This is a genomic window from Knoellia aerolata DSM 18566, from assembly GCF_000768695.1.
Lineage (GTDB): Bacteria > Actinomycetota > Actinomycetes > Actinomycetales > Dermatophilaceae > Knoellia > Knoellia aerolata.
Genome location: NZ_AVPL01000049.1, coordinates 1 through 21,333, shown reverse-complemented (window position 1 = coordinate 21,333; position 21,333 = coordinate 1). Strand labels below are relative to the sequence as shown.

Sequence of the window (21,333 nt, the reverse complement as noted above, 5' to 3'; positions counted from 1 at the left end):
AACCGGACGAATACGTCGTCCTGCTCGCCGGCACGATCGCTTCGGCCATCGAGTCACCCGCCTTAGTCCTCCGTCGGCGCGCCGAGACCACGCCGACGCTCAGGTCACTTCTCCACTCGGAACCCCAGCTTGAGGCCCACCTGCCAGTCGGCGACCTGACCGTCCTCCCCGAGGTGTCCGCGGATCTCGGTCACCTCGAACCAGTGCAGGTTGCGAAGCGACTCGTTCGCTGAGGTGAGCGCCATCCCCACGGCCGCCTCAATGCTATCAGGCGAGCTTCCGACCAGCTCCGAGATCGCGTACACGTGATTGGCCATGGGTGCCTCCGGCGTCGCGCCGGACGCCGGTCGTCCGGCTGTGGCACCAACGTAGACCCGCGAGTGCTGGGCCGTCATCGGCGCGGCTGAGGATCAGCTCGCCGGGTCCCGACGCCACGAGGCGACCATGACGTCGTACGGGCCGGCGCTCATCGGCGGGCCGTCAGGCGGCGCCATGGACAGGGCCGACTCGGGCACGACGTTGCACATGGTCATCGTCACGGCCTCGTGGGCGGACTCGACGGCCACCGTCCAGCCCCACTCCTCCATGTAGGTTCCGGCCAGCTCGACGCGGTCCCCGTCGCGGGTGCCGTGCAGCGTCATCAGCCCCGGCTGCTGGTGCCACGTGTCGAAGAGCGCGCCCTCGACGCGGCCGGCGTCATCGGTGCCGCCGACAAGGAGCACGCCCTGCTCTTCACCGTCGGCGGGGTGCACCCACGCGTAGTGCAGCGTGAAGCCCTGCGCTCCCACGGGTGTCAGTGTGGCGGAGGACGGCCCGTCGACGAGGGGGTCGTTCGGCATGAGCCGGAAGGCGCAGGTGCCGGACAGGGAGTCAGTGGTGCGGCGTGAGGTCATGAGGTCGCTTCCGGTTCGGTCCTGGAGGTGCCGACCTGGAGCACTTCACGCACCAGGTCGTAGCGGTGGCTGTAGGTGTCGAGGACGGCGACCCCCGCTGCTGCGAGGGGGATGCCGATCAACGCTCCGAGCGGTCCCCAGATGGCAGCACCGACGAACACCGCGCCCAGGGCGATGGCCGGGTTCACGTCCATCGTCTTCTCGCTGACGCGAGGAGTGAAGATGTAGGTCTCGATCTGCTGGTACACCGCGGCGAAAGCGATGATGGCGACCCCCTGCCACGGGCTGATGAACACGGTCGCGAGGACGGGCAGGATGACTCCGAGGTAGGTCCCGACGATGGGGACGAACTGCGCGGTGATGCCGGCGAACAGGGCGAGCGGCAACCAGTAGGGCACGCCGATGGCGGCGAAGAAGATGCCGTGGAAGACGGCAGATGCGGCTGCGAGGACGATCTTGGAGACGACATAGCCGCCGGTCTTGGCGATCGTGATCTCGGTGATGGTGACGAACACCTCCTGGCCGCGCGGCGGCATCCACGCGGCGAGAGTGTGGACGAGCCTGGGACCGTCCCCGGCGATGTAGAAGCCGAACACCAGCACCGTGACGAGGTCGAACAGCACCGAGGACAGGGACCCGACCGCCTCGAGGACTCCGCCGGAGAGGGGACCGGCCCAGGAGGCGATCTCCGTGGGGTCGAGACGCAGCTGTGCGGAGATCGTGGTCGGGTCGAGCGCCGTCCCGAACTGGGTGTTGACCCAGTCGATGACCGTGGTCGTCAGCTCGGGCAGGCCGCGGATGAACTCGGTGATCTGGTTGAAGAACAGCTGCCCGAAGACGGCGGTGAGGGCGAGCGCGACGAGGATGGCACTCCCGCCCACGACCGCGGTTGCGAACCCCCTCGATCGGCCGCTGTGGACCAGCCATCGGATCCCGGGTTCCAACGCGGTGGCGAACAGCCAGGCCAGCAGGAGCAGGAAGAGGAAGTGGCTGAGGACCGAGAAGAGCCACAGGAACAACAGCAGCGCCGCCCCCAGACCCATCAGGATCAGCCCCGAGCGCCAGATCGACGCGCGGTCGAAGCTCACCGTGACGTGCAGGTCCGCCCCGGTGAGCGGATCCTCGACGGGCGGCGGGGTCGCTGATCGCGACGCGTCGGTGGCGTCGGGTGTCGACATGGTCATCGTTCGTCCCAGAAGTCCCGAGGTGGTGTCTGCTCGGATGCGGGCAGTCTTCCAGATCCAACCACCGAACACTCGGCAACCAGCAGGCGGCCCGAGCCCCGGCCGCCATGACGTGCTGCACGGTCCGGCGCGCGGTCGCGGTGAGGTCGCGAGGAGGGCGTGTACACCGCCGTGGCTCCGGCCTACTGTGAGAGGGGTCAGGAGTGCTGGGAGAAGGGAGGCTCGGATGACCACCACAGCCACCTCGGGGGCGGCCGGCAGCAGACTCACCCTCAAGCCCGTCGTCACCATCTTCGAGGCATACGGCTCGGGCGCGAAGGACATCGGACCGAAGGTGGCCGACGCGCTTGGTCTGCCGTACCACCCGCAGGCCTTCTCCTCCGAGGAGCTTGAGGCCCAGGAGGAACAGCGCGAGAAGGACGGCATCGTGACCCGGGTCATGGAGGCCATGGGAACCTTCAGTGGGCACGACGCGCTCGACGTCGTGTTCGACCAGCAGGATCGCTCCCAGCTCGTCGCGGACAACAACCGGGTCGTGTTCGCCTCCGCGGAGGAGGGGGGCGTCATCACCGGGCGCAACGGCGCTCTGATCCTGGCCGACCACCCCGCCGCGCTTCACGTACGTCTCGATGGGCCGGCGGAGAAGCGGATCGAGCGGGCCGCGAGGGACGCCGGCATCTCGATCGACAGAGCCAAGAAACGGCAGCGCCGCGAGGACCAGATTCGGGCGGACATGTCGATTCAGCTCTACGGATGGGACCCGCGGCTCGTCGACCACTACGACCTCGTGCTCAACACGGCGACCCTCTCGGACGACGTGTGCGTCGAGATCATCGTGTCCGCGCTGAAGGCCAAGACCGAGCCGTCGAGCGGAGCGTCAGACCCAGCCGGCCGCTGACATCCAGGGTCTCGCGACCCACCCCAGGGCGGAGGAAGCATGACGACCCGCGACCCGCTCGCCGTCGGCAGCCCGACCCCGGGATCCGCTGGCGCTCCCGTCGCCAAGCATCGGCCCATGGCCCGTCGGGCGAAGCAGCGTGCGCGGGGGACGGCCCGTTTCGAGCAGCTTTGTGCTGCCCGCGGTTTCTTACGGCTCGTTGGCCTCGGCGAGGACCCAGTCGGTCCAAGAGGGAGCCGAGGTCGTCGCCTTCCGTTTCTTCGGCGGAGTCCTCGGCGGGCTCGTCGGCGGCGCCGTGGGGGGCCCGTGCCCTTGCGTTCGGCGGCTACCTCTCGGCCAATAAGGCCAACCCGAACCCGATCCAGCCGGACTCCGCGATCTGGGTGATCCGGTTCACCATCGGTCTGCTGCCTGCTCGTCGCCATCATCGCCATGCTCTTCGTCTGGAAGTACCCCCTCGCGGACGAGCCGTTCAGCCACCAACTCGGCCGTGAATCGCCCGGGTCTCGTCTGACATACCCGGGCGATTCAGTTCGGCTACGACAGGACGGCGACCAGTACAAGCACGACGAAGAAGAGACTCTGCGCACTGTGGACGATGATTCCGATCAGCGCGCTCTGGTACCGCCGCGAGGGGTAGCAGAGGATGAACGTGTCGACCAGGTTGCGCGGGATCGACCAAGGGACGTGCAGGTGGTACAGGCCGAAGAGGACGCCGTTGGCGACCCAGTCCCACCGGCCGAAGGTGCCCTGCATGCGCGGCAGCAGCAGCCCACGGAAGAGCAGTTCCTCGCCCAGTGCCGTGTTGAAGACATACATCATCACGATCAGGCCGAACCAGAGCCAGTTCCCGGAGAGAAAGCTCTGGCCCGCGTCCGAATCCAGCAGCACGGCCATATCGCGAGCGGCCGGTGCGGGCAGCGTTGGCAGGAACTCCTTGGCCGCGAACAGCACCATCAGAGGAACCAGGATCAGCCAGAGCACACCACCCCGTCGTCCGGTGTCCTGGCTGATGGGCGCGCGCAGCCACAGCGCCTCCTTGACGATCGGCCATCGCAGTGTCCCCTGTTCACGGCGTACGAGGAGGACGACGAGGACGAACTGCCACACCAGGCCGACAGTCAGGACCAGGATGATGGCCCGCGGCAGCGCGGCAGGTCCGTCGAAGGAGTCTGCCAGCCAGGGCGCGACGACCCAGGCCAAGACCGCCATGGGCAGGGCCGCTGCGGTCCAGATCGCGAGAATGTGCGACGACAGCGTGTACTGACGGAGCTGGTTGGGCGTTGCAGAAGCGTGGGCCCGCACCGCTGGGACTGTGTGATGGGTGCGTTGCGTCATGGCGATCGTGGCTCCTTCGGTGGTGGTGGGTGCAGAGAGACTCAGTCGAAGAGCAAGGGCGGGGCGACGTTCAACGCCCAGCCGAGCCCGTTGAGTGCGACGTGGACGGCGATGGAGATGCGGATGTCCTTGAGCCGCCAGACGACGTAGACCGCCGGTCCGAGGATGAGGATCAGGTTGAGGACGTCCCACGGCTTCCACAGGTGGTAGCAGGCGAAGAGGGTGACGTTGATCAGCGGTGCCCAGCCACCGAACCGACCGATGCGCGGCAGGAGGTAGCCGCGGAAGTACAGCTCCTCGATGAACGGGCCGGCGAGCACGAGAATGAGGAGGTATCCGACGGCCGTGGTTGCCTGCGCCGAGCTGCTGCCGCTGTCGGCGAAGCTCGTCGGGAGCGGGTCGAGAGCCCACTCGGGCATCCACGTGAAGAACGAGTCCTTGATGCTGCTGCCGATCGACAGCACGGAGACGGCGAGGCCCCAGGTGACGAGCCCGACCACCAGCAGGACCTTCCGCCAGGTGACGGCTCCCGGACGGAAGGGCAGCGTGCTCCCGAGCGACCTCGAGCCTGTCTGGCGCTGCGCCTCCCTCATGAGCCAGCCGAGCTCGCCACCGACGACCACGACGGTGGCGGCGAGGACGCCGGCGAAGATGGGTGGATATCCGGCCTGGACGGCCACCGGCGCGGCGAGATAGAAGAGGGTGGCCAGCACCGCGCCGGGCAGGAGGTGAAGCACCATCGAGCGGGCGATGGAGTGCTGCTCCACGGTCGCGGTCGTCGGCGTCCGGTGGAACTGCTGGGCCGTGGGTTCGTAGGTGGTCATGACTCCTCCTTGGTCGACTCTCAGGCGTCACGGCGGCGAACCGCGAGCGCGGCGAAGGCGAGGGTGAAGGCCGCGTAGGCGGCATACACGGCAAGGCCCGTCCATCGGCCGGGAGCGGCTTCGAGTGGGTTGACCTGGATGACGGCAGCCGCGGCACTGTTCGGGAGGTATCTGGAGACGGCCTCAGGGAGCGCGACGGCGAGGCTGGGCAACACGTACAGGACAGCGACCAGCGCCGACACGGCGCCGGCTGTGCTCCGCACCAGCCATCCGACGGCCGTGGCCAGCACGCCAGTGAGAGCGAGCATGACCGGCGCGCCGAACAGGGCGCGGGCGAGACGCGGTTCGCTCAGGGAGAGGCTCTGGCCGTCGGTCGCCACCACGACACTGGAGATGCCGAAGGCGAGCAGGACCGCCACGAGGCTGACGATGGCCGTGACCGCAGCCACGACTCCAGCCTTGGCCCAGACCAGCGGGAGTCGGCGGGGAACCGCCGCGAACGAGACCCGGATCATCGGGTTTCTGTACTCCCCGGTCACTGCCAGGACCCCCACGGTGATGGCCGCGATCTGGGCGAAGAAGCTGACCCCTGCGAGGGCACCGCCGCTCGGGTCCGCCATGACGGCTTCAGCCGCGGGCGGGTTGTCCTTGACAACGATTCCGACGGCGGTGAACGCGCCCAGCAGCAGGATCGACATGCCGAGGGCTGCCACCGAGCACCGGCCGGACCGCACGCTGCGTAGCTTGATCCACTCCGAGCCCAGGACGTGCCGAAGCGTGACCCCAGCAACGGAGGGCTCACCCGCACGAGGTGTCTCCTCGGTCGCAGACAGCTCGATCCCGACCCGCTCGGTGCCGATGCCGGTGGCCTTCATGCGACCGCCCTCCCATTCTCGTCGGGGCCGTCGCCGGCCTGGTACTGGATGTGCTCGCGCGTGAGCGCCATGTACGCGTCCTCGAGTGAAACCTGCATCGGTGTCAGCTCGTGCAGGACGATCCCGTGCGTGAAGGCGGTCTCGGCGATGTCGGCGCTGCTGCTCCCGGCCACCACGAACACATCGGGGCCTTCCGCGGTGACCTCGACGTCGCGCTCGGCGAGGAGGGGCGCGAGGTCCGCGGCGCGGGGGCTCTTGACCCGGACCGTCGAGCCGGCCGCCGCGATCATGTCCGCCATGGGTACATCGGCCAGCAGCCGGCCCTTGCCGATGACGACCAGGTGGTCGGCGGTCAAGGCCATCTCGCTCATGAGGTGCGAGGAGATGAAGACGGTGCGGCCCTCATGGGCGAACTCGCGGAGCAGGTCGCGGATCCAGCGAATGCCGTCGGGATCGAGCCCGTTGACCGGCTCGTCCAGGATCAGCACCGCGGGGTCACCCAGCAGCGCGGCAGCCAGGCCGAGACGCTGGGCCATCCCCAACGAGAACGTCCCCGCCCGCTTCCCGGCGACGTCGTCCAGACCGACCAGGCCGATGACGTCGTTGACCCGTCGCATGCCGATCCCATGGGTGGCCGCCAGCGCTCGAAGGTGGTTCGTGGCACTGCGGCCCGGATGGGGCGCACTTGCCTCCAGCAGTGCACCGACCACCCCCATCGGTGCGGGATGGTCGGCGTAGCGGCGGCCACCGATGAGGGTCTCGCCGCCGGTGGGGCGGTCGAGGCCGACGATGGTCCGCATCGTCGTGGACTTGCCGGCGCCGTTGGGTCCGAGGAACCCCGTCACGACTCCCGGTCTGACGGTGAAGGAAAGGCCGTCGACGGCCGTCGTACGTCCGTAGATCTTGGTCAGCTGCCGGATCTCAATCATGTGGGGCTGCCCCTTCGGAGGCTGAACGGATACCCCTCGAGCGTCGACCCGAACACCTCTCGTCGGCCACCGTCACAGCACCGACGCTTGCCGGACGCTTGCCGGACAGCTGCCGGTGGCGCCGCCGGGGTTACGTGGGCGGCTGGGGACTCCTCGCGGCCAGCTCGACGGCGCCGTCGAGGCTCAGCGAGCGTCCGGCGTCGAAGGCTCGCGCGTAGGCACGCTCGTCGAGCCTTTCGCGGGCCTCCGCGACGATCCTGTCGCGCATCACCAGGTCGGGGGCATACCAGCTGTAGACCGAAGAGCCGACATCCTCCCTTAGCGCCTCGGCCGCCCCGAGCAGTGTGACTACCCGCTCCCTGCCTCCAGCGCGGTGCTCGACTGCTGCGAGGGCATCGAGGAGGTAGGAGAGGTTGCCCGCGTCCCGCGTCTGCAGGCACACCCGCACACCCTCGATCAGATGCTGGCGGGCCTCGTTGTCGTGCCCGAGGGCCAGCTCCGCCTGCCCCAGGTTGTAGAGCGCGATGGATTCGCTCAGCACGTCGCTGCGGCGCCGGGTCGACTCCAACGCCTGGAGGCTGTACACGACGACCGACTGTTCCGGATCGCCCTGGAACCTCTTGGCCGCCGCCAGCCAGCAATGGGCCAGCGCGGCCGGCCATTCTCCCCACTGTCCGGCCTGCTGCGCCGCCGCGAGACCTCGATGGAGGCGATGCACGGCGGTGGCCAGGTCCCCCGTCCCGAGTGCGACCAACCCGGCGCCCAGCGCTGATGCGGCTTCCACCCCGCGGTCTCCGCAGCGCTCGGCGTCTGCAGCGCTCGCCAGGTAGAGACGTTCCACGCGCTCTGCCGCGACGGTTCCGGGCTCCGCCAAGGCAGCCGCAGCGTGCAGGGCGCGCGCCCGGTGCATGTCGGACAGGTCCAGATCCAGCACCCGTTCGATGAGGCGTCCCCCACGGCCTCGCTGACCGCGGACCCACCAGAACATGAACAGGGCCCACGAGAACCGCCCGGCCAGATCAGCCTCTCCAGCGGCGACGGCCCATTCCAGCGCGGACCACAGGTTGCTCTCCTCGGTGTCGAAGCGGTCCAAGGCTTGCACCTGCTCGCCGCCCATCAGCGCGCGCTCGAGCTCCTCTGCCTGGTGCACGAAGAACTGCGCGTGCGCCCACCGCGCGGCCACTTCCTCCTGGCCAGCCAGCAGCGAGGCGGCGTATTGCGCCACCGGCTCGAGCATCCCGTACCGCAGAACCGCGTCCGGGGATGAGGCTGTGGAGAACAGCGACCGCGCGGTAAGACGCTCCACGGCTCCCAGGATGTCGTCGACTCCAAGGACGGCGTGGGCGGCTTCCAGCGTGAACCCGCCCACGAAGGCGGAGGCCCGGCGGAACGCCTTCTGATCGGAATGGTCGAGCAAGCCGTAGCTCCAGTCCAGGGTGGCCCGCATGGTGCGTTGCCGGACCGGCAGGTCGACGGGCCCGCCTTGGGCGAGCACCTCGTCCAGGTGGACCAGCAGGGCAGCAGGGTCCATCACGCGCAGTCCCGCAGCGGCGATCTCGAGAGCCAGCGGAAGGCCCGCCACCCGATGGCAGATACCGGCCACGGCCGGGGCATCATCAGACCTCAAGACGAGGTCCCGGCGGACCGCCCGTCCCCGATCCATGAGGAGGGACGCCGCCGGTGAGTCAAGGACGGCGGACACCTCCGTCGCACCCAGGGCCGGAAGTCGCAACGGCAGAACGGTGTACTCGGTCTCGCCTCGGATTCGCAGCGGTGCCCGGCTCGTCACCAACAGGGTCATCCGTGGACATCCGAGGAGCAGATCCGCGACCACTCCCGGAGAGCCCGGCAGGTGCTCCACGTTGTCGAGGACCAGCAGCACCTCAAGGGGAGCAAGCGAGACCAAGAGATCATCGCGGCGCCGGGCAGCGCCGTCGAACGCGAGAGCCCGGACGATCTGTGGCAGCATCAGCGAGTCGTCGAGCACGTCGGCCAGAGGAACGAACGCCGCTGCATCGGTCATCGTCGGGGCGATCCGTTCGGCCACAGCCATTGCGAGCCGCGACTTGCCGATGCCCCCCGTTCCGGTCAGGGTGACAAGCCGCACCGAGGGGTCGGCCAGCAGCTCGAACACGGCAGCCACGTCCTCGTCCCGGCCCAACAGGGGTGTCGCCGCGGCGGGGAGCGCACCAGGTCCCGAGGTCATGACCTGTCGAGCGCCCGAGGCGGGTCGGGACCGCCTCGGCACGGCAGCCGCCAGAACGGCTCTCTCTCGTGCCGGCAGCTCCAGCGCTTCAGCGAGGGCCCGCACGGTGGCTGGGTAGGGATGACTTCGGGTGCCCCGTTCCAAGGAGCTGACGGCATCCGTGGAGACCCCTGCACGCTGGGCCAGCTCCTCTTGGGACCAGCCGCCCGCTTCGCGAAGCGCACGGAGCCGTTGGCCGAACGTCGGCGCTTCGGCGGACTCAGAAGGCGGGTTCTGCGCCACCCAATCACCATAGAACTCGGACGTCCTGACAGCGGCAAGACGACGGTTCGGACGGGTAAGTCTGCGCGGACCGGGGCATTGCGAATACGGCCGGCAGCGCTATCGCTGATAAAGCGTGCGCTTGGGGCGGAGCGAACCACCCGGCACCGGAGGTGTCGTCGTGACCGTCCTCGCCGAACCGGTGCGTCAACTACGGCCTGCTTCCAGCGGGCCGCGCGCCATCGTCACAGGCCGGTGTCACCACCATGCAGGCAGGTTCCTCACTGCGGTGTCCCCAGCCTTCGCCCGGCCTTGACCTGCGTTTGCGCAGGTCAAGGCCGGGCCCATGTCAGGATCAGATGTCGTAGTCCTTCGCTACGACATCTGGCACCTCGGGCGCCGGCAGGTGCCTCCTTCGTCGGCCCCTACCTCCGCCCTCGCTGCTCAGATGTCGTAGTACATCTCGAACTCGTGCGGGTGCGGGCGGAAGCGGATCGGGTCGACCTCGTTCTTGGTCTTCCACTCGATCCAGGTGTCGATGAGGTCCTGCGTGAAGACGTCGCCCTCGAGCAGGAACTCGTGGTCGGCCGCGAGCGCCTCGAGCACGGCCGGCAGCGAACCGGGGACCTGCTCGATGGCCTCGTGCTCCTCCGGGGGGAGCTCGTAGAGGTCCTTGTCCACGGGCTCGGGGGGCTCGATGCGGTTGCGGATGCCGTCGAGGCCGGCCATGAGCTGCGCGGCGAACGCGAGGTAGGGGTTGCAGGACGGGTCCGGGATGCGGAACTCGATGCGCTTGGCCTTGGGGGAGTCTCCCGCGATGGGGATGCGCACGCAGGCGGAGCGGTTGCGCGCCGAGTAGACGAGGTTGACCGGCGCCTCGTAGCCCGGGACCAGGCGGTGGTAGGAGTTCACCGTCGGGTTGGTGAAGGCGAGCACCGCGGGGGCGTGCTTGAGGAGGCCGCCGATGTACCAGCGGGCGAGGTCGGACAGGCCGCCGTAGCCGCGCTCGTCGTAGAAGAGCGGCTCGCCGTCCTTCCAGAGCGACTGGTGGGTGTGCATGCCCGAGCCGTTGTCACCGAAGATCGGCTTCGGCATGAAGGTCGCGGTCTTGCCACCGGCCCACACGGTGTTCTTGACGACGTACTTGAACTTCATCATGTCGTCGCCGGACTGCAGCAGCGTGCCGAAGCGGTAGTTGATCTCCTGCTGACCGGCGGTGCCGACCTCGTGGTGGCTGCGCTCGACGTTAATGCCGACCTTCTCGAGGTTGAGGCAGATGTTGTCGCGCATGTCGGCGAAGTGGTCGACGGGCGGGACGGGGAAGTAGCCACCCTTGTAGCGGGTCTTGTAGCCCTTGTTGCCACCCTCCTCGACGCGCCCGGTGTTCCAGGCGGCCTCGATCGAGTCGACGTAGTAGTACGACGCGTTCGCCTTGGTCTCGAAGCGGACGTCGTCGAAGACGTAGAACTCGGCTTCGGCACCGAAGAACGCGGTGTCGGCGATGCCGGTCGACTTGAGGTACGCCTCGGCCTTCGCTGCGATGTTGCGCGGGTCGCGGCTGTAGGGCTCGTCGGTGAACGGGTCGACGATCGAGAAGTTCATGATGAGCGTCTTGTGCTCACGGAACGGGTCGACGTAGGCCGAGCTGGGGTCCGGGATGAGCTTCATGTCGGACTCGTGGATGGCCTGGAACCCGCGGATCGAGGATCCGTCGAACGCCTGACCGGCGGTGAAGAAGTCCGCGTCGACCGTCTCCGCCGGCACGTTGAAGTGCTGCATGACTCCGGGCAGGTCGCAGAAGCGAATGTCGACGAACTTGACGTCCTCGTCCTTGATGAACGACAGGACCTCGTCAGCAGAGCTGAACACGTGGGTCTCTCCTTGGCTGGGGTGATCGGGGCGGTGCCCCGGGCATGGCACCGACCCTAGAGGGCACCGGTTTCTCGTCCATGACCCGGATGTTTCACCGGTGTTACAGCCTGCCAGAGGCCCGCTGACCCGCGTCGGGCCGTCTCGGGCACACGGCATACAGTCCTGCTGTGAGCACGACGGAACCGCAGGAGTATGCCGGTCAGCAGCTCGGCATGCCGGCCGCCGGTCCCGGGTCGATGGCTCTGCTGTGGCGTCGCGCCGTCGGGCTGCTCGTCGACTGGGTGCTCGTGCAGCTGCTCTCGGTGGTCGCGTTCGGCGCCGAGCTCGGCGCCGGGGGAGCGCAGGCGTTCGTGCCGCTCGGCGTCCTCGCCGTCCTCAACGTCCTCGCCGTCACGGCCTTCGCCGCCACGCCCGGCCAGGCGCTGCTGGGCATGCAGGTGCTGCAGATCCGTCCCGGGTCGTTCACGCTCCAGGTCCTCATCCGGACCGCGCTGCTCTGCCTCTTCGTCCCGGCGGTGCTCACCGACCGCCACGGCCGCGGCTTCCACGACGCGGCCGCGGGCACGGTCATCGTCCGCCGCTGAGTCGGCGGGGTCGGGTCAGGCGCAGGTGAAGACGTCGCGACTGACCGTCGTCACGCCGTTCGCGTTCACCGTGACCTTGCCGGCGAGGTGCAGGGCGAGGCTCGACCCGTCCGTCCCCGACAGCGTGGTGCTGAGCCGGTACTGCCCGACGCGCAGGACGTCACCCTCCGGCGTGAACTCGGTCGCGACCGCGTTGACCTTCTCGCGGTACGTCCCGGAGTAGGTGGGCAGGGACGGGTCGTCGGGGACGAGCTCCACGAGGCCGTGGATGACGCCGTTGATGTGCAGCTCGCCGGTCTCGCGCCCACCGGGGGGCGTGACCATCCGGTAGCCGCCGGTGCGGACCTCGTGGAAGGTCCCCGCCCAGGGGACGCAGAACCCCTCCCCGGCAGCGAAGTGCTCGCGGGCGTCGTAGTCCTCCGGCCAGAAGTCGTGCAGGGCGCCGGCACCGGCGGATCCCGCGGAGCCGAGGGCCAGGGCGGTGGCCGCCACGAGGGTCGTGATGAGGCGTCGCATGGTGTCTCCTTCGGGGTGGCGTGCCTCGCGGACACGCGCGTGGGTGGTGGGGTCCTCGACCGAACCACGTGACGTGTCCGGGCCGGATCCGTCACGGGCCCCGGGCCGGCCGGGACGTTCTCCCGGCCGATGGGGGACACCGGACCGGGGACAGGGCGGCACAGTCGGGAGGACACTTCAGGGATGGGATCGGCCTCGCTCGACCGGAGGCGCAGCGCCGTCGGATGGCTCCTCGCCCTCGTGGTGCTGACGCTCTACGGGACCATCCCGCTCTCGCTGGCGGGCGACGTCCTGCAGCGGCCCGGGGTCGTCTCGCCGCACTCCGACCTGTGGATCGGACCGATCGTCGCCGCCTTCGCCCTGTCCGGCGCCGCCCTCACCCACCTGAGACCGTGGAACGTCATCGGCTGGCTGCTGCTCCTGTCGGCGCTGCTCCAGGTCACCAACCTCGCGGCCAACGCGTACTCGATCCGCGCCCTCACGGACCCGGACGGCTCGCTCCCGCTCGGTCTCGCCACGGCCTGGGTGGCCTCGTGGACGTGGCTGCCGTCGCTGCTCCTCGTGGCGCTCGTGCTGCCCGCGGTGTACCCGACGGGACACCCACCGTCGAGGTACTGGACCTGGCACGTCCGGCTCACCGTCGTCGCGCTCGTCGTCGCCACGGTCCTCCTGGGGGTGGCCCCCGGTGCCGTCGACGACGGGGTGGCCGGCACGGAGCTGCCGTGGTCGGTCCCGGCGTGGGCGCTGTGGGTCGTCGGTGCGCCGACCGTCGTCCTCCTCGCGGGATCCGCCGGGAGCGTCATCGTCGGGACCGCCTGGCGGGCCGTGCGGGCCAGCGCACCCGAGCGCCAGCAGCTCCTCTGGCTGCTCAGCGTCGTGGCGCTCATGGTCGGGACCGTGTTCACCGAGTACCGGCTCCTCTTCGGCCTGTAGTACGGCCTCGTCCCCGTCGCCGTGTCGGTCGGTGTGCTGCGCTACCGGCTCCTCGGCATCGAGGTGGCCCTGCGCCGCACCCTGCTCTACGTCCCGATGACCGTGTTCGTCGCGCTCGTCGTCGGGGGCCTGACGACGGTGCTGGCCGACGTCGTGCCCGAGGGCCCGCTCCCGCTGCTCGTCGCCTCCGCCGTGGTGGTCGTCGTCATGCTGCCCCTCGCGCAGCGGCTGCGGGTCGTCGTCGACCGTCTCGTGCTCGGGGAGCGTGCCGACCCCCTCACCCTCGTGGACCGCGTGGCCGCGGACCTCGAGGTCCCCCACGACGACCCCGTGGCGGCGATGCTCGAGGCCGTCGCGTCCGCTGCCGGCGCGTCGTGGGCCGTGGTGCGTGACCGCACGGGCAGGCGCGTCTCGCAGGTCGGGACAATCGACGAGGGCGCGTCACCGACCACGACGGTGGGGCTGCGGCACGGCGGTGACGACCTCGGCACCCTGGAGGTCGGCGTGGCACCGGGGCGTCCGGAGCTCACCGGGACCGGCCGACGGATCGCCGCGGCGCTCGCCCCGCACCTGGCCGTCGTCGTCCACGCCCGCCACCTCGCCGACACCCTGGAGCGCGAACGCGAGCGTGTCACCACGGCGACCCTCGCCGAACGTGATCGCCTCCGGCGCGACCTCCACGACGGCCTCGGACCCTCGCTGTCGGGGATCGCACTGGGGCTCGAAGCCGCTGCCGTCGCCCAGAGGACCGACCCCGCCTCGGTCCCCGCCCTGCTCTCCCGGACCCGAGCGGAGGCCGACTCGGCCGTGACGGAGATCCGGCGGGTGGTCGACGGGCTGCGTCCCGCCACGCTCGTCCTGCGCGGCCTCCCCGCCGCAGTCAGCGACACCGCGTCCATGCTCGGGCTCGGCCGACCCGGCGGCGTGCGCTTCAGCCTCGACGCGGACCTCCCACCGGTGCTCGCCCCGGCGGTGGAGGAGGCCGCCTTCCGCATCGTCGCCGAGGCGCTCACCAACGTCGTGCGGCACGCGGATGCGACCCGGTGCGCGGTGTCCCTGCGCGCAGGCGACGGGGGGCTCCACGTCGTCGTGTCCGACGACGGTCGCGGGCCGCTCCCCGTCAACGGGTCGGGTGTGGGGATCGACTCGATGCGGCGCCGGGCCGCCGACCTCGACGGCCGGCTGCAGGTCGACCCGGTCGACCGGCTGGGTGGCGGCGGCACCGTGGTCACCGCGGTCCTGCCCCTGGCCGCGCCATGACGGTGCGCGTGGTCGTCGCCGACGACCACCCGATGTACCGCTTCGGCCTCGCCGCCGTGCTGGCTCAGGCGGCGGAGGTCGAGGTCGTCGCCGAGGCGGGCAACGGGACCGAGCTCCTGAGGGCGGTCACCGAGCTGGCACCCGACGTCGTCATCACCGACCTCACGATGCCGGACCTCGACGGCGTCACGGCGACCCGCAGGCTGCTCGAGGCACGACCCGGGCTGGCGGTCCTGGTGCTGTCGATGCACGAGGACGACGAGCACGTGTTCGCCGCCCTCCGGGCCGGCGCCCGCGGCTACCTCGTCAAGGGTGCCGACGGCACCGAGATCGTGGGAGCAGTGAGGGCGGTGGCTGCGGGCGGCGCGGTCTACGGCGGAAGCGTCGCCAGACGCATCGTCTCCTTCTACTCCGGCGGCGAGCAGGGCTCACCCACGGCGCGCGCCTTCCCGGACCTCACCCCGCGCGAACGTGAGGTGCTCGAGCTCATCGCCGTCGGCTGCCGCAACCACGAGATCGCGCGCCGGCTCGAGCTGTCGGAGAAGACCGTCCGGAACCACGTGTCCCAGGTGCTCGCCAAGCTCCAGGTGCCCGACCGCACGTCGGCTGCCCTCCGGGCCCGCGACACGGGGATCGGCTGACCGCGTCGGCGCGGCCAGGCGCCGCGCGAGGCAGGTGGTCGGGCTCAGAGCGTGCGTGACCCCGTGGCCGCGGTGAAGCCGCCGAGGCCGATGTAGGTCAGGCCCACCGCGACCCTGCCCTTGGCCGACCCGCTCCGTCGCCGGGCCAGCCGGGCGGAGATCGTGCCGGCGAGCGCGCCGTAGCTCGCGTCGAAGACGAGGCCGATGGCGACGAAGACGACGCCGAGCACGAGGATCTGGCCGGTCATCGACCCGCGGGCCGGGTCGAGGAACTGGGGGAAGAACGCGAGGAAGAACAGGGCGACCTTGGGGTTGGCGATCCCGACGAGGTAGCCCTGCCCCCAGCTCGTCCAGTCGCTCTGACCCGACCCGGTCGTCGGCACGTCGACCGTCCCCGTCGCGCCGCGCGTGCGCAGGACCCCGATCCCGAGCCAGACGAGGTAGGCCGCGCCGGCGTACCTGACGACCGACAGCGCCAGGGCCGACGTCGCGAGCACGGCGGTGAGCCCGAACGCCGTGGCGAGGACGAACGTCGCGGTCGCCGACTCGACGCCGATCGCCGACATCACCCCGACGCGCCGCCCACCGGCGACCCCACGGGCCACGAGGAAGAGCATCGCCGGACCGGGGAAGAGGATGAGCAGCAGCGACGCACCGGCGAACGCAGCGAGGGTGGTGGCGGACGGCATACGGCGAACGCTAGACCCGGCCACCGGGGATGGCGAGGGGATTCCGCGAGAGGGTCGGGGGCCTACTTGCCGCGCGTGGCCTTGCGGTCGACGCGGGCGCGGGTCGGGTCCATGCCCGCCGGCACGCCGGTGCGCAGGCCACCGAGCGACTTGAGGCGCTTGTTGACCACCGACGCCTCGTCCTTGGTGAGGACCGGGCGCATCCGGGTGAGCTTCGAGCTGATCTTGCTGACCTTGACCTCGCCCTCACCGTCGCCGACGACCCAGAGGTGGACGGGCACGCCGGGAGCGACCCGGTTGGTCTTCCTCTCCTCGGCCTTGAGGAGCTTGAGCACGCGCTGCTTGGGACCCTCGCCGAGGAGCACGACGCCCGGACGACCGAGCGCGCGGAACACCATGGCGGCGCCCGACATGTCGCCCGGCTTGGAGGCGCGGTTGACGTCGACGGCGACCGGCTCGGTGGACGCGTACCAGCCACGACGGCCCATGCTCTGCAGGGCGGCCCCGGCGGCGCCGGCCTGGCCCTCGAGGACGCCGTACATCGCCTTGTTGCCCCGGCGGTTCATGACGAAGGTGGCGGCGAGCAGCGCGGCCGGGATGGCGATGAGGACCATGTACCAGCGCCACAGGCCCCCGAGGAGGAAGCCGATCCCGACGATGACCGCGAAGGTCACGAGCGCCGCCAGCAGCATGAACCACCCGATCTTGCCGTCGAGCTGCTTGATCGCGCGGTAGCCCTGGCGGATCTCGGCGAACCGGCCGGGCTTCTTCTCTTCGGTGCTCTCTTTGGCCTTGGCCACGGGGTGCGTGCTCCTGCGTCAGTTAAGTGGCGCGCTGGGTGCGCGCCGGTGCGGAAACGTTCTCGACGATCAGGATACGGCCCGCGCGGAGCGCGCCACCAGAGACGCGGCCTCCTGGCGGGCGGGGTCGCTCGCGGCCTGGGCGAGGTGCGAGAGGTGCTCCGGGATGGGGCGGCCCCACTTCTTCATCGCCGTGGCCCACAGGCGCCCGGCGCGGTAGGACGAGCGCACGAGCGGGCCGGCCATGACGCCCTTGAAGCCCATGTCCTCGGCCACCGTGCTCCAGTGGACGAACTCCTCCGGCTTGACCCACCGGTCGATGGGGTGGTGCAGCTTGGAGGGTCGGAGGTACTGGGTGATGGTGAGGATGTCGCAGCCGGCGTCGTGGAGGTCGGCGATGGCCTGCTCGACCTCGTGGTCCTCCTCGCCCATGCCGAGGATGAGGTTGGACTTGGTGACGAGCTCGGCCTCGCGGGCCATCGACAGCACCGCAAGCGACTTCTCGTAGGTGAAGGCCGGGCGGATCTGCCGGAAGATGCGCGGCACCGTCTCGAGGTTGTGCGCGAACACCTCGGGGCGCGCATCGAAGACCTGGCCGACCAGCTCGGGCTTGGCGCCGAAGTCGGGCGGGAGGATCTCGACGCCGGTGTTGGGGTTGAGGGCGTGGATCTGGCGGATCGTCTCGGCGTACAGGCCGGCGGCGCCGTCGGGCTGGTCGTCGCGGGCGACACCGGTGACGGTCGAGTAGCGCAGGCCCATCTGCTGCACCGACTCGGCCACGCGGCGCGGCTCGTCGAGGTCGAGCGAGGTGGGGCGGCCGGTCGCGATGTCGCAGAAGTCGCAGCGGCGGGTGCAGACGTCACCGCCGATGAGGAAGGTCGCCTCCTTGTCCTCCCAGCACTCGAAGATGTTGGGGCAGGAGGCCTCCTGGCAGACCGTGTGCAGGCCCTCCTTCTTCACCATCGAGTGCAGCTGGGTGTACTCCGGCCCCATCTTCGCGGTGGTCCGGATCCACTCGGGCTTGCGCTCGATCGGGGTCTCGGCGTTGCGGGCCTCGACACGCAGGAGACGACGTCCTTCGGGTGCGGCAGTCACGCGCTCCAGAGTACGCCCGGCCTCCGACAGCCCGAACCCACGGGTGCCCGCCTCCCGATCGCGTCGAGAGGTCACGACACGCCGTATGCCGGCCGCGCACCCGGGGTGTCGTGACCTCTCGACCCTGCGCGGCGGGGGAACCGACGACGCCCGGCCCACGTCGGAGGGACATGAGAAGTCTCGTGGCAGCAGCTGCGGCGACAGGCCTGGTGTCCGTTCTGGTGGCCTGCGGTTCCTCTCCGCCTGTCGCCGACACGCCCGGCCCGGAGGCGTCGCCCTCGGAATCGACCGGCACCGACTGCGGCGAGGTCGTCCTGCGACAGGGGGAGCAGCTCGAGGTCGCCGGGGCCACGCAGCGCGCGTGCCTGGAGGAGGCCCTGCGGGAGGGGCGCGGTGCCACCCTGACCGTCACCGAGACCACGACCGAGGGCGACCCGGTCGTCACCTCGTGGCGGCTCGACGACGACGGGTCGCTGTCCGGCGACGTGGATGCGACGAAGGACGCGTTCGCCGGCTCGCTGAGGACCTACTCGGTCTCGTGCGGGCGGATCACGACACTGCCCACTCCGCTGGTCTGCGACTCGATCGGTTCGTGAGCACACGGCATACGCCGTCGTGGGCTCAGCCGAGGACGTCGGTGAGGTGCTTCTCGGCGTAGGGGAGCAGGTCCTGCACGGTCACCGTGCGCCCGGCCTCGCGGCTGATCGACGACACCCCGGCGTCCGGGATGCCGCACGCGACGATGTTGTCGGCCCACGAGAGGTCGGCGTCACAGTTGAGGGCGAAGCCGTGCATCGTCGTCCGCCTGCTGACCCGCACGCCGATGGCGCCGAGCTTGCGGTCCGGGCCACGGTCGTCCGCGAGGACCCAGACGCCACTGCGACCGTCGACGCGCACCGTCTCCACCCCGAACTCGCGCGTCATCCGCATCATCGCCTCCTCCAGGCGGCGCACGTGCGCGACGACGTCGATTGGCACCTCCGGCAGCGCGACGATGGGATAGCCGACGAGCTGACCGGGACCGTGCCACGTGATGAGGCCGCCACGGTCGACGTCGACGACCGGCGTCCCGTCGAACGGCCGCTGCTCGGGCTGCGTGCGCTTGCCCGCGGTATAGACGGCCGCGTGCTCGAGGAGCAGGGTCGTGTCGGGCTCGCGGCCCTCCGCGACGGCCGCGTGGACGACCCGCTGGCGCTCCCAGCCGTCGAGGTAGTCGACGAGGTCCGGAGCGAAGCCCAGGTGCACGAAACGCATGCCCCCACCGTATGCCGTCCGACCGCCTGACGCGCCGCCGCCGGGGACCTAGGGTGATCGGGTGACCCACCGCAGAGCCCGGCCCGGGCGGCCCCGGCCCGTGCTCATCGGAGCCATCGTCGTCATCCTGTGCTGGCTCGCGGTCGGAGCCGTCGGCGGCCCCGCGACCGGCCGGCTCTCCGAGGTCCAGAAGAACGACAACGCGTCCTTCCTCCCCACCGACGCCGAGTCCACCGCGGTGCTCGAGCGGGTGAGCCGCTTCACCGACGAGGAGGAGATCCCGCTCATCCTCGTCGCCGAGCAGGGCGACGGCGCCGAGCTCGACGAGAGGGACGGGCTCGCGCTGATCCGGCTCACGCAGGACCTGCCCGGCCTCCCGCTGCCCGGCACGGACAGGACGCTCGGCGACTACCTCGTGTCCGGGGCGCAGCTGGTCCCGGTCCCCAGCGAGGACCGCAAGGCCGTCCTCGTCGTCATCCCCCTCACGGAGGCGGCGGTCTCGGACGTCGTCGAGGGGGAGGCGCCGATCATCTCCGCGGCGGAGGAGGTGCGGGTCAAGGCGCGCGTCGCCCTCTCCGGCACGGGGCTCACCTCCAGCGTCGGGGGACCCGGTGGTCTCGTCGCCGACTTCTCCGCCGCCTTCGCCGGGATCGACGGCGTCCTGCTGCTCGTCGCGCTCGCGGTCGTGCTCGTCATCCTGCTCATCGTCTACCGCAGCCCGATCCTGCCGGTCGCCGTGCTGCTCAGCGCGATCTTCGGGCTCAGCCTCGCCGCGCTCGTCGTCCGGCCCCTCGCCGAGAGCGGCACGATCGAGCTCTCCGGCCAGTCGCAGGGGATCATGTTCATCCTCGTCGTCGGCGCCGCCACCGACTACGCACTGCTGCTCGTGAGCCGCTTCCGCGAGGAGCTGCACGGCGAGCCGAACACCTGGCTGGCGCTGCGCCGGGCGTGGCGGGGCTCGGTCGAGCCGATCGTCGCCTCCGGTGCCACGGTGATCCTCGGTCTGCTGTGCCTGCTGCTGGCAGACCTGCGCAACACCGCCGGACTCGGTCCGGTCGGAGCGCTCGGCATCGCCGGCGCCCTGCTGGCCTCCCTGACCTTCCTGCCCGCGGTCCTGCTCGTCATCGGGCGCAAGGCGTTCTGGCCGTTCGCCCCCCGCGTCGACAACGTGCACGCCGAGGACGTCGTCGGCACCCGGGCGCTGTGGGGCCGGGTCTCCGGGCTCGTCGGCCGGCACCCCCGCCGGGTCTGGGTCAGCACCCTCGCCGTCCTGCTCGCCGCCGCTGCGTTCGCCCCGACCTTCAGCGCGGAGGGCGTCAGCATCAAGGACACCTTCCTCACGGCGACCGACTCCGTCGACGCGCAGGAGGCCATCGAGCGCCACTTCCCCGCCGGGGCGGGAAGCCCGATCCAGGTCGTCGTGCCCGCGGAGCAGGCCGAGGCGGTGCGCGACGCGATGGACGCCGACGACGGGATCGAGGGCGCCTTCGTGGGCCTGACCCCGCCGATCCCGGGGCAGGAGCCACCCACGGCGACACCGGTCGACGGCCTGCAGCTCGTGCAGGGCACGGCGACCGGCGCCTCCGACAGCCCCGAGGCGGAGGAGACGGTGCGACGGCTGCGGGTCTCGCTCGACGACGTCAGCGACGAGGCGCTCGTCGGTGGCCAGGCGGCGATCAACCTCGACGTCCTCGAGGCGAGCGGACGCGACCTGCGCGTCATCGTGCCCGCGATCCTCGTCGTGATCTTCCTCGTCCTGTGCCTGCTGCTGCGCTCCTTCGTCGCGCCGCTGCTCCTCGTCGTCGCCAACGTCGTCTCGTTCGCGGCGACCATCGGGGTGGCCGCCCTCGTCTTCGACGGGCTCGGGTTCGGCGGGAGCGACCCGGCGATCCCGCTCTACGGGTTCGTCTTCCTCGTCGCCCTGGGGATCGACTACTCGATCTTCCTCATGACGCGCGTGCGCGAGGAGTCGATCCACCGCGGCACGAGGCCCGGCATCCTCGTGGGGCTCGCCGTCACCGGTGGCGTCATCACGAGCGCGGGCATCGTCCTCGCGGCGACGTTCTCGTCGCTGTCCGTCCTGCCCCTGGTCTTCCTCGTGCAGGTGGCCTTCATCGTCGCCTTCGGCGTCATCCTCGACACCTTCGTCGTCCGCAGCCTCCTCGTCCCGGCCGCCGCGTACGACCTCGGACCGGCGGTGTGGTGGCCGGCCCGACTGGCCGGGGACCGCCGCGGCGACACGGCCGGCGGCGGCGGCGCCGACGACGGGGCCGCCGACGAC

At 70.5% G+C, this 21,333-nt stretch carries 21 protein-coding genes and 1 pseudogene; 7 read left to right on the top strand and 15 right to left on the bottom strand.

The window, feature by feature from the left end:
- Positions 1-104: 104 nt before the first annotated feature.
- The 3 genes from N801_RS20355 to N801_RS14750 all read right to left on the bottom strand — a co-directional run bounded on the left by N801_RS20355 (position 105) and on the right by N801_RS14750 (position 2,077).
- The gene (locus N801_RS20355; RefSeq protein WP_084109032.1) at positions 105-317 is read right to left on the bottom strand and encodes a dodecin; all 213 of its coding nucleotides are present in this window, start codon (positions 315-317) and stop codon (positions 105-107) included.
- A 93-nt stretch (positions 318-410) separates the two neighbouring features.
- Positions 411-893, bottom strand: a complete 483-nt coding sequence (locus tag N801_RS14755; protein WP_052113117.1) for a hypothetical protein — start codon at positions 891-893, stop codon at positions 411-413.
- The gene (locus N801_RS14750) at positions 890-2,077 is read right to left on the bottom strand and encodes an AI-2E family transporter (RefSeq protein ID WP_169744281.1); all 1,188 of its coding nucleotides are present in this window, start codon (positions 2,075-2,077) and stop codon (positions 890-892) included. The genes N801_RS14755 and N801_RS14750 overlap by 4 nt, the downstream gene beginning before the upstream one ends.
- A gap of 226 nt (positions 2,078-2,303) precedes the next feature.
- Between N801_RS14750 and N801_RS14745 the strand changes: the two genes are divergently transcribed.
- Positions 2,304-2,975, top strand: coding sequence for a cytidylate kinase-like family protein (locus tag N801_RS14745; RefSeq protein ID WP_035939394.1), 672 nt, complete (start codon positions 2,304-2,306; stop codon positions 2,973-2,975).
- Between the two features lie 537 nt (positions 2,976-3,512).
- On the opposite strand, the gene N801_RS14740 is transcribed toward N801_RS14745, so the two are convergent.
- The 7 genes and pseudogenes from N801_RS14740 to glnA form a co-directional block, all read right to left on the bottom strand.
- The gene (locus N801_RS14740) at positions 3,513-4,313 is read right to left on the bottom strand and encodes a CPBP family intramembrane glutamic endopeptidase (RefSeq protein ID WP_035939392.1); all 801 of its coding nucleotides are present in this window, start codon (positions 4,311-4,313) and stop codon (positions 3,513-3,515) included.
- Positions 4,314-4,354: 41 nt separating this feature from the next.
- The gene (locus N801_RS14735) at positions 4,355-5,137 is read right to left on the bottom strand and encodes a CPBP family intramembrane glutamic endopeptidase (RefSeq protein WP_035939389.1); all 783 of its coding nucleotides are present in this window, start codon (positions 5,135-5,137) and stop codon (positions 4,355-4,357) included.
- Positions 5,138-5,157: 20 nt separating this feature from the next.
- Positions 5,158-6,012 (bottom strand): ABC transporter permease, encoded by an 855-nt coding sequence (locus N801_RS14730; RefSeq protein ID WP_052113114.1) that lies wholly within the window; start codon positions 6,010-6,012, stop codon positions 5,158-5,160.
- Positions 6,009-6,941, bottom strand: a complete 933-nt coding sequence (locus N801_RS14725; RefSeq protein ID WP_035939387.1) for an ABC transporter ATP-binding protein — start codon at positions 6,939-6,941, stop codon at positions 6,009-6,011. Before N801_RS14725 ends, N801_RS14730 begins: the two co-directional genes overlap by 4 nt.
- Positions 6,942-7,071: 130 nt before the next feature.
- On the bottom strand, positions 7,072-9,075 hold the full coding sequence (locus N801_RS19885; protein WP_245618469.1) for an ATP-binding protein: 2,004 nt from the start codon (positions 9,073-9,075) through the stop codon (positions 7,072-7,074).
- A 138-nt stretch (positions 9,076-9,213) separates the two neighbouring features.
- Positions 9,214-9,429, bottom strand: a pseudogene (locus N801_RS21905) (helix-turn-helix domain-containing protein); the annotation flags it as partial.
- Between the two features lie 423 nt (positions 9,430-9,852).
- Positions 9,853-11,277 carry a type I glutamate--ammonia ligase gene (glnA, locus tag N801_RS14715; protein ID WP_035939384.1) on the bottom strand — a complete coding sequence of 475 codons (1,425 nt, stop codon included), beginning with the start codon at positions 11,275-11,277 and terminating at the stop codon, positions 9,853-9,855.
- Between the two features lie 170 nt (positions 11,278-11,447).
- Between glnA and N801_RS14710 the strand changes: the two genes are divergently transcribed.
- Positions 11,448-11,864, top strand: coding sequence for an RDD family protein (locus N801_RS14710; protein ID WP_035939381.1), 417 nt, complete (start codon positions 11,448-11,450; stop codon positions 11,862-11,864).
- 15 nt (positions 11,865-11,879) lie between these two features.
- On the opposite strand, the gene N801_RS14705 is transcribed toward N801_RS14710, so the two are convergent.
- Positions 11,880-12,380: a hypothetical protein gene (locus N801_RS14705; RefSeq protein ID WP_035939378.1), complete on the bottom strand. Its 501-nt coding sequence runs from the start codon at positions 12,378-12,380 to the stop codon at positions 11,880-11,882.
- A 183-nt stretch (positions 12,381-12,563) separates the two neighbouring features.
- Between N801_RS14705 and N801_RS14700 the strand changes: the two genes are divergently transcribed.
- From N801_RS14700 to N801_RS14690, 3 genes are read left to right on the top strand one after another with little or no spacing between them, the layout of a single operon-like run.
- Positions 12,564-13,313: a hypothetical protein gene (locus N801_RS14700; protein ID WP_035939376.1), complete on the top strand. Its 750-nt coding sequence runs from the start codon at positions 12,564-12,566 to the stop codon at positions 13,311-13,313.
- Between the two features lie 21 nt (positions 13,314-13,334).
- The gene (locus N801_RS14695; protein WP_035939373.1) at positions 13,335-14,573 is read left to right on the top strand and encodes a sensor histidine kinase; all 1,239 of its coding nucleotides are present in this window, start codon (positions 13,335-13,337) and stop codon (positions 14,571-14,573) included.
- Entirely contained in the window at positions 14,570-15,214 is a 645-nt protein-coding gene (locus N801_RS14690; RefSeq protein WP_156996791.1) for a response regulator transcription factor, read from the top strand. The genes N801_RS14695 and N801_RS14690 overlap by 4 nt, the downstream gene beginning before the upstream one ends.
- 44 nt (positions 15,215-15,258) lie before the next feature.
- On the opposite strand, the gene N801_RS14685 is transcribed toward N801_RS14690, so the two are convergent.
- The 3 genes from N801_RS14685 to lipA form a co-directional block, all read right to left on the bottom strand.
- On the bottom strand, positions 15,259-15,903 hold the full coding sequence (locus tag N801_RS14685) for a LysE family translocator (RefSeq protein WP_035939413.1): 645 nt from the start codon (positions 15,901-15,903) through the stop codon (positions 15,259-15,261).
- Positions 15,904-15,965: 62 nt separating this feature from the next.
- Positions 15,966-16,703: a DUF4191 family protein gene (locus tag N801_RS14680; protein WP_035939371.1), complete on the bottom strand. Its 738-nt coding sequence runs from the start codon at positions 16,701-16,703 to the stop codon at positions 15,966-15,968.
- A 69-nt stretch (positions 16,704-16,772) separates the two neighbouring features.
- Complete coding sequence (lipA, locus tag N801_RS14675; protein WP_035939412.1) at positions 16,773-17,798, bottom strand: lipoyl synthase; 1,026 nt, start codon at positions 17,796-17,798, stop codon at positions 16,773-16,775.
- 209 nt (positions 17,799-18,007) lie between these two features.
- On the opposite strand from lipA, the gene N801_RS14670 reads away from it, so the two are divergent.
- The gene (locus N801_RS14670; RefSeq protein WP_035939369.1) at positions 18,008-18,394 is read left to right on the top strand and encodes a hypothetical protein; all 387 of its coding nucleotides are present in this window, start codon (positions 18,008-18,010) and stop codon (positions 18,392-18,394) included.
- Positions 18,395-18,419: 25 nt separating this feature from the next.
- Here the strand turns inward: N801_RS14670 and lipB are convergent, their stop codons facing one another.
- Positions 18,420-19,052: a lipoyl(octanoyl) transferase LipB gene (gene lipB, locus N801_RS14665; protein WP_035939366.1), complete on the bottom strand. Its 633-nt coding sequence runs from the start codon at positions 19,050-19,052 to the stop codon at positions 18,420-18,422.
- Positions 19,053-19,113: 61 nt separating this feature from the next.
- On the opposite strand from lipB, the gene N801_RS14660 reads away from it, so the two are divergent.
- A partial coding sequence (locus tag N801_RS14660; RefSeq protein ID WP_156996789.1) for an MMPL family transporter occupies positions 19,114-21,333 on the top strand: 2,220 nt, incomplete at its 3' end.

What these genes read in the sequence shown, in the direction of transcription:
- N801_RS14730 (WP_052113114.1), bottom strand. Translation starts at nt 6,012, where the DNA reads ATGAAGGCCACCGGCATCGGCACCGAGCGGGTCGGGATCGAGCTGTCT.
- lipB (WP_035939366.1), bottom strand. Translation starts at nt 19,052, where the DNA reads ATGCGTTTCGTGCACCTGGGCTTCGCTCCGGACCTCGTCGACTACCTC.
- N801_RS14750 (WP_169744281.1), bottom strand. Translation starts at nt 2,077, where the DNA reads ATGACCATGTCGACACCCGACGCCACCGACGCGTCGCGATCAGCGACC.
- N801_RS14755 (WP_052113117.1), bottom strand. Translation starts at nt 893, where the DNA reads ATGACCTCACGCCGCACCACTGACTCCCTGTCCGGCACCTGCGCCTTC.
- N801_RS20355 (WP_084109032.1), bottom strand. Translation starts at nt 317, where the DNA reads ATGGCCAATCACGTGTACGCGATCTCGGAGCTGGTCGGAAGCTCGCCT.
- N801_RS14725 (WP_035939387.1), bottom strand. Translation starts at nt 6,941, where the DNA reads ATGATTGAGATCCGGCAGCTGACCAAGATCTACGGACGTACGACGGCC.
- N801_RS14700 (WP_035939376.1), top strand. Translation starts at nt 12,564, where the DNA reads ATGGGATCGGCCTCGCTCGACCGGAGGCGCAGCGCCGTCGGATGGCTC.
- N801_RS14705 (WP_035939378.1), bottom strand. Translation starts at nt 12,380, where the DNA reads ATGCGACGCCTCATCACGACCCTCGTGGCGGCCACCGCCCTGGCCCTC.
- N801_RS14690 (WP_156996791.1), top strand. Translation starts at nt 14,570, where the DNA reads ATGACGGTGCGCGTGGTCGTCGCCGACGACCACCCGATGTACCGCTTC.
- N801_RS14740 (WP_035939392.1), bottom strand. Translation starts at nt 4,313, where the DNA reads ATGACGCAACGCACCCATCACACAGTCCCAGCGGTGCGGGCCCACGCT.
- N801_RS14685 (WP_035939413.1), bottom strand. Translation starts at nt 15,903, where the DNA reads ATGCCGTCCGCCACCACCCTCGCTGCGTTCGCCGGTGCGTCGCTGCTG.
- N801_RS14745 (WP_035939394.1), top strand. Translation starts at nt 2,304, where the DNA reads ATGACCACCACAGCCACCTCGGGGGCGGCCGGCAGCAGACTCACCCTC.
- N801_RS14735 (WP_035939389.1), bottom strand. Translation starts at nt 5,137, where the DNA reads ATGACCACCTACGAACCCACGGCCCAGCAGTTCCACCGGACGCCGACG.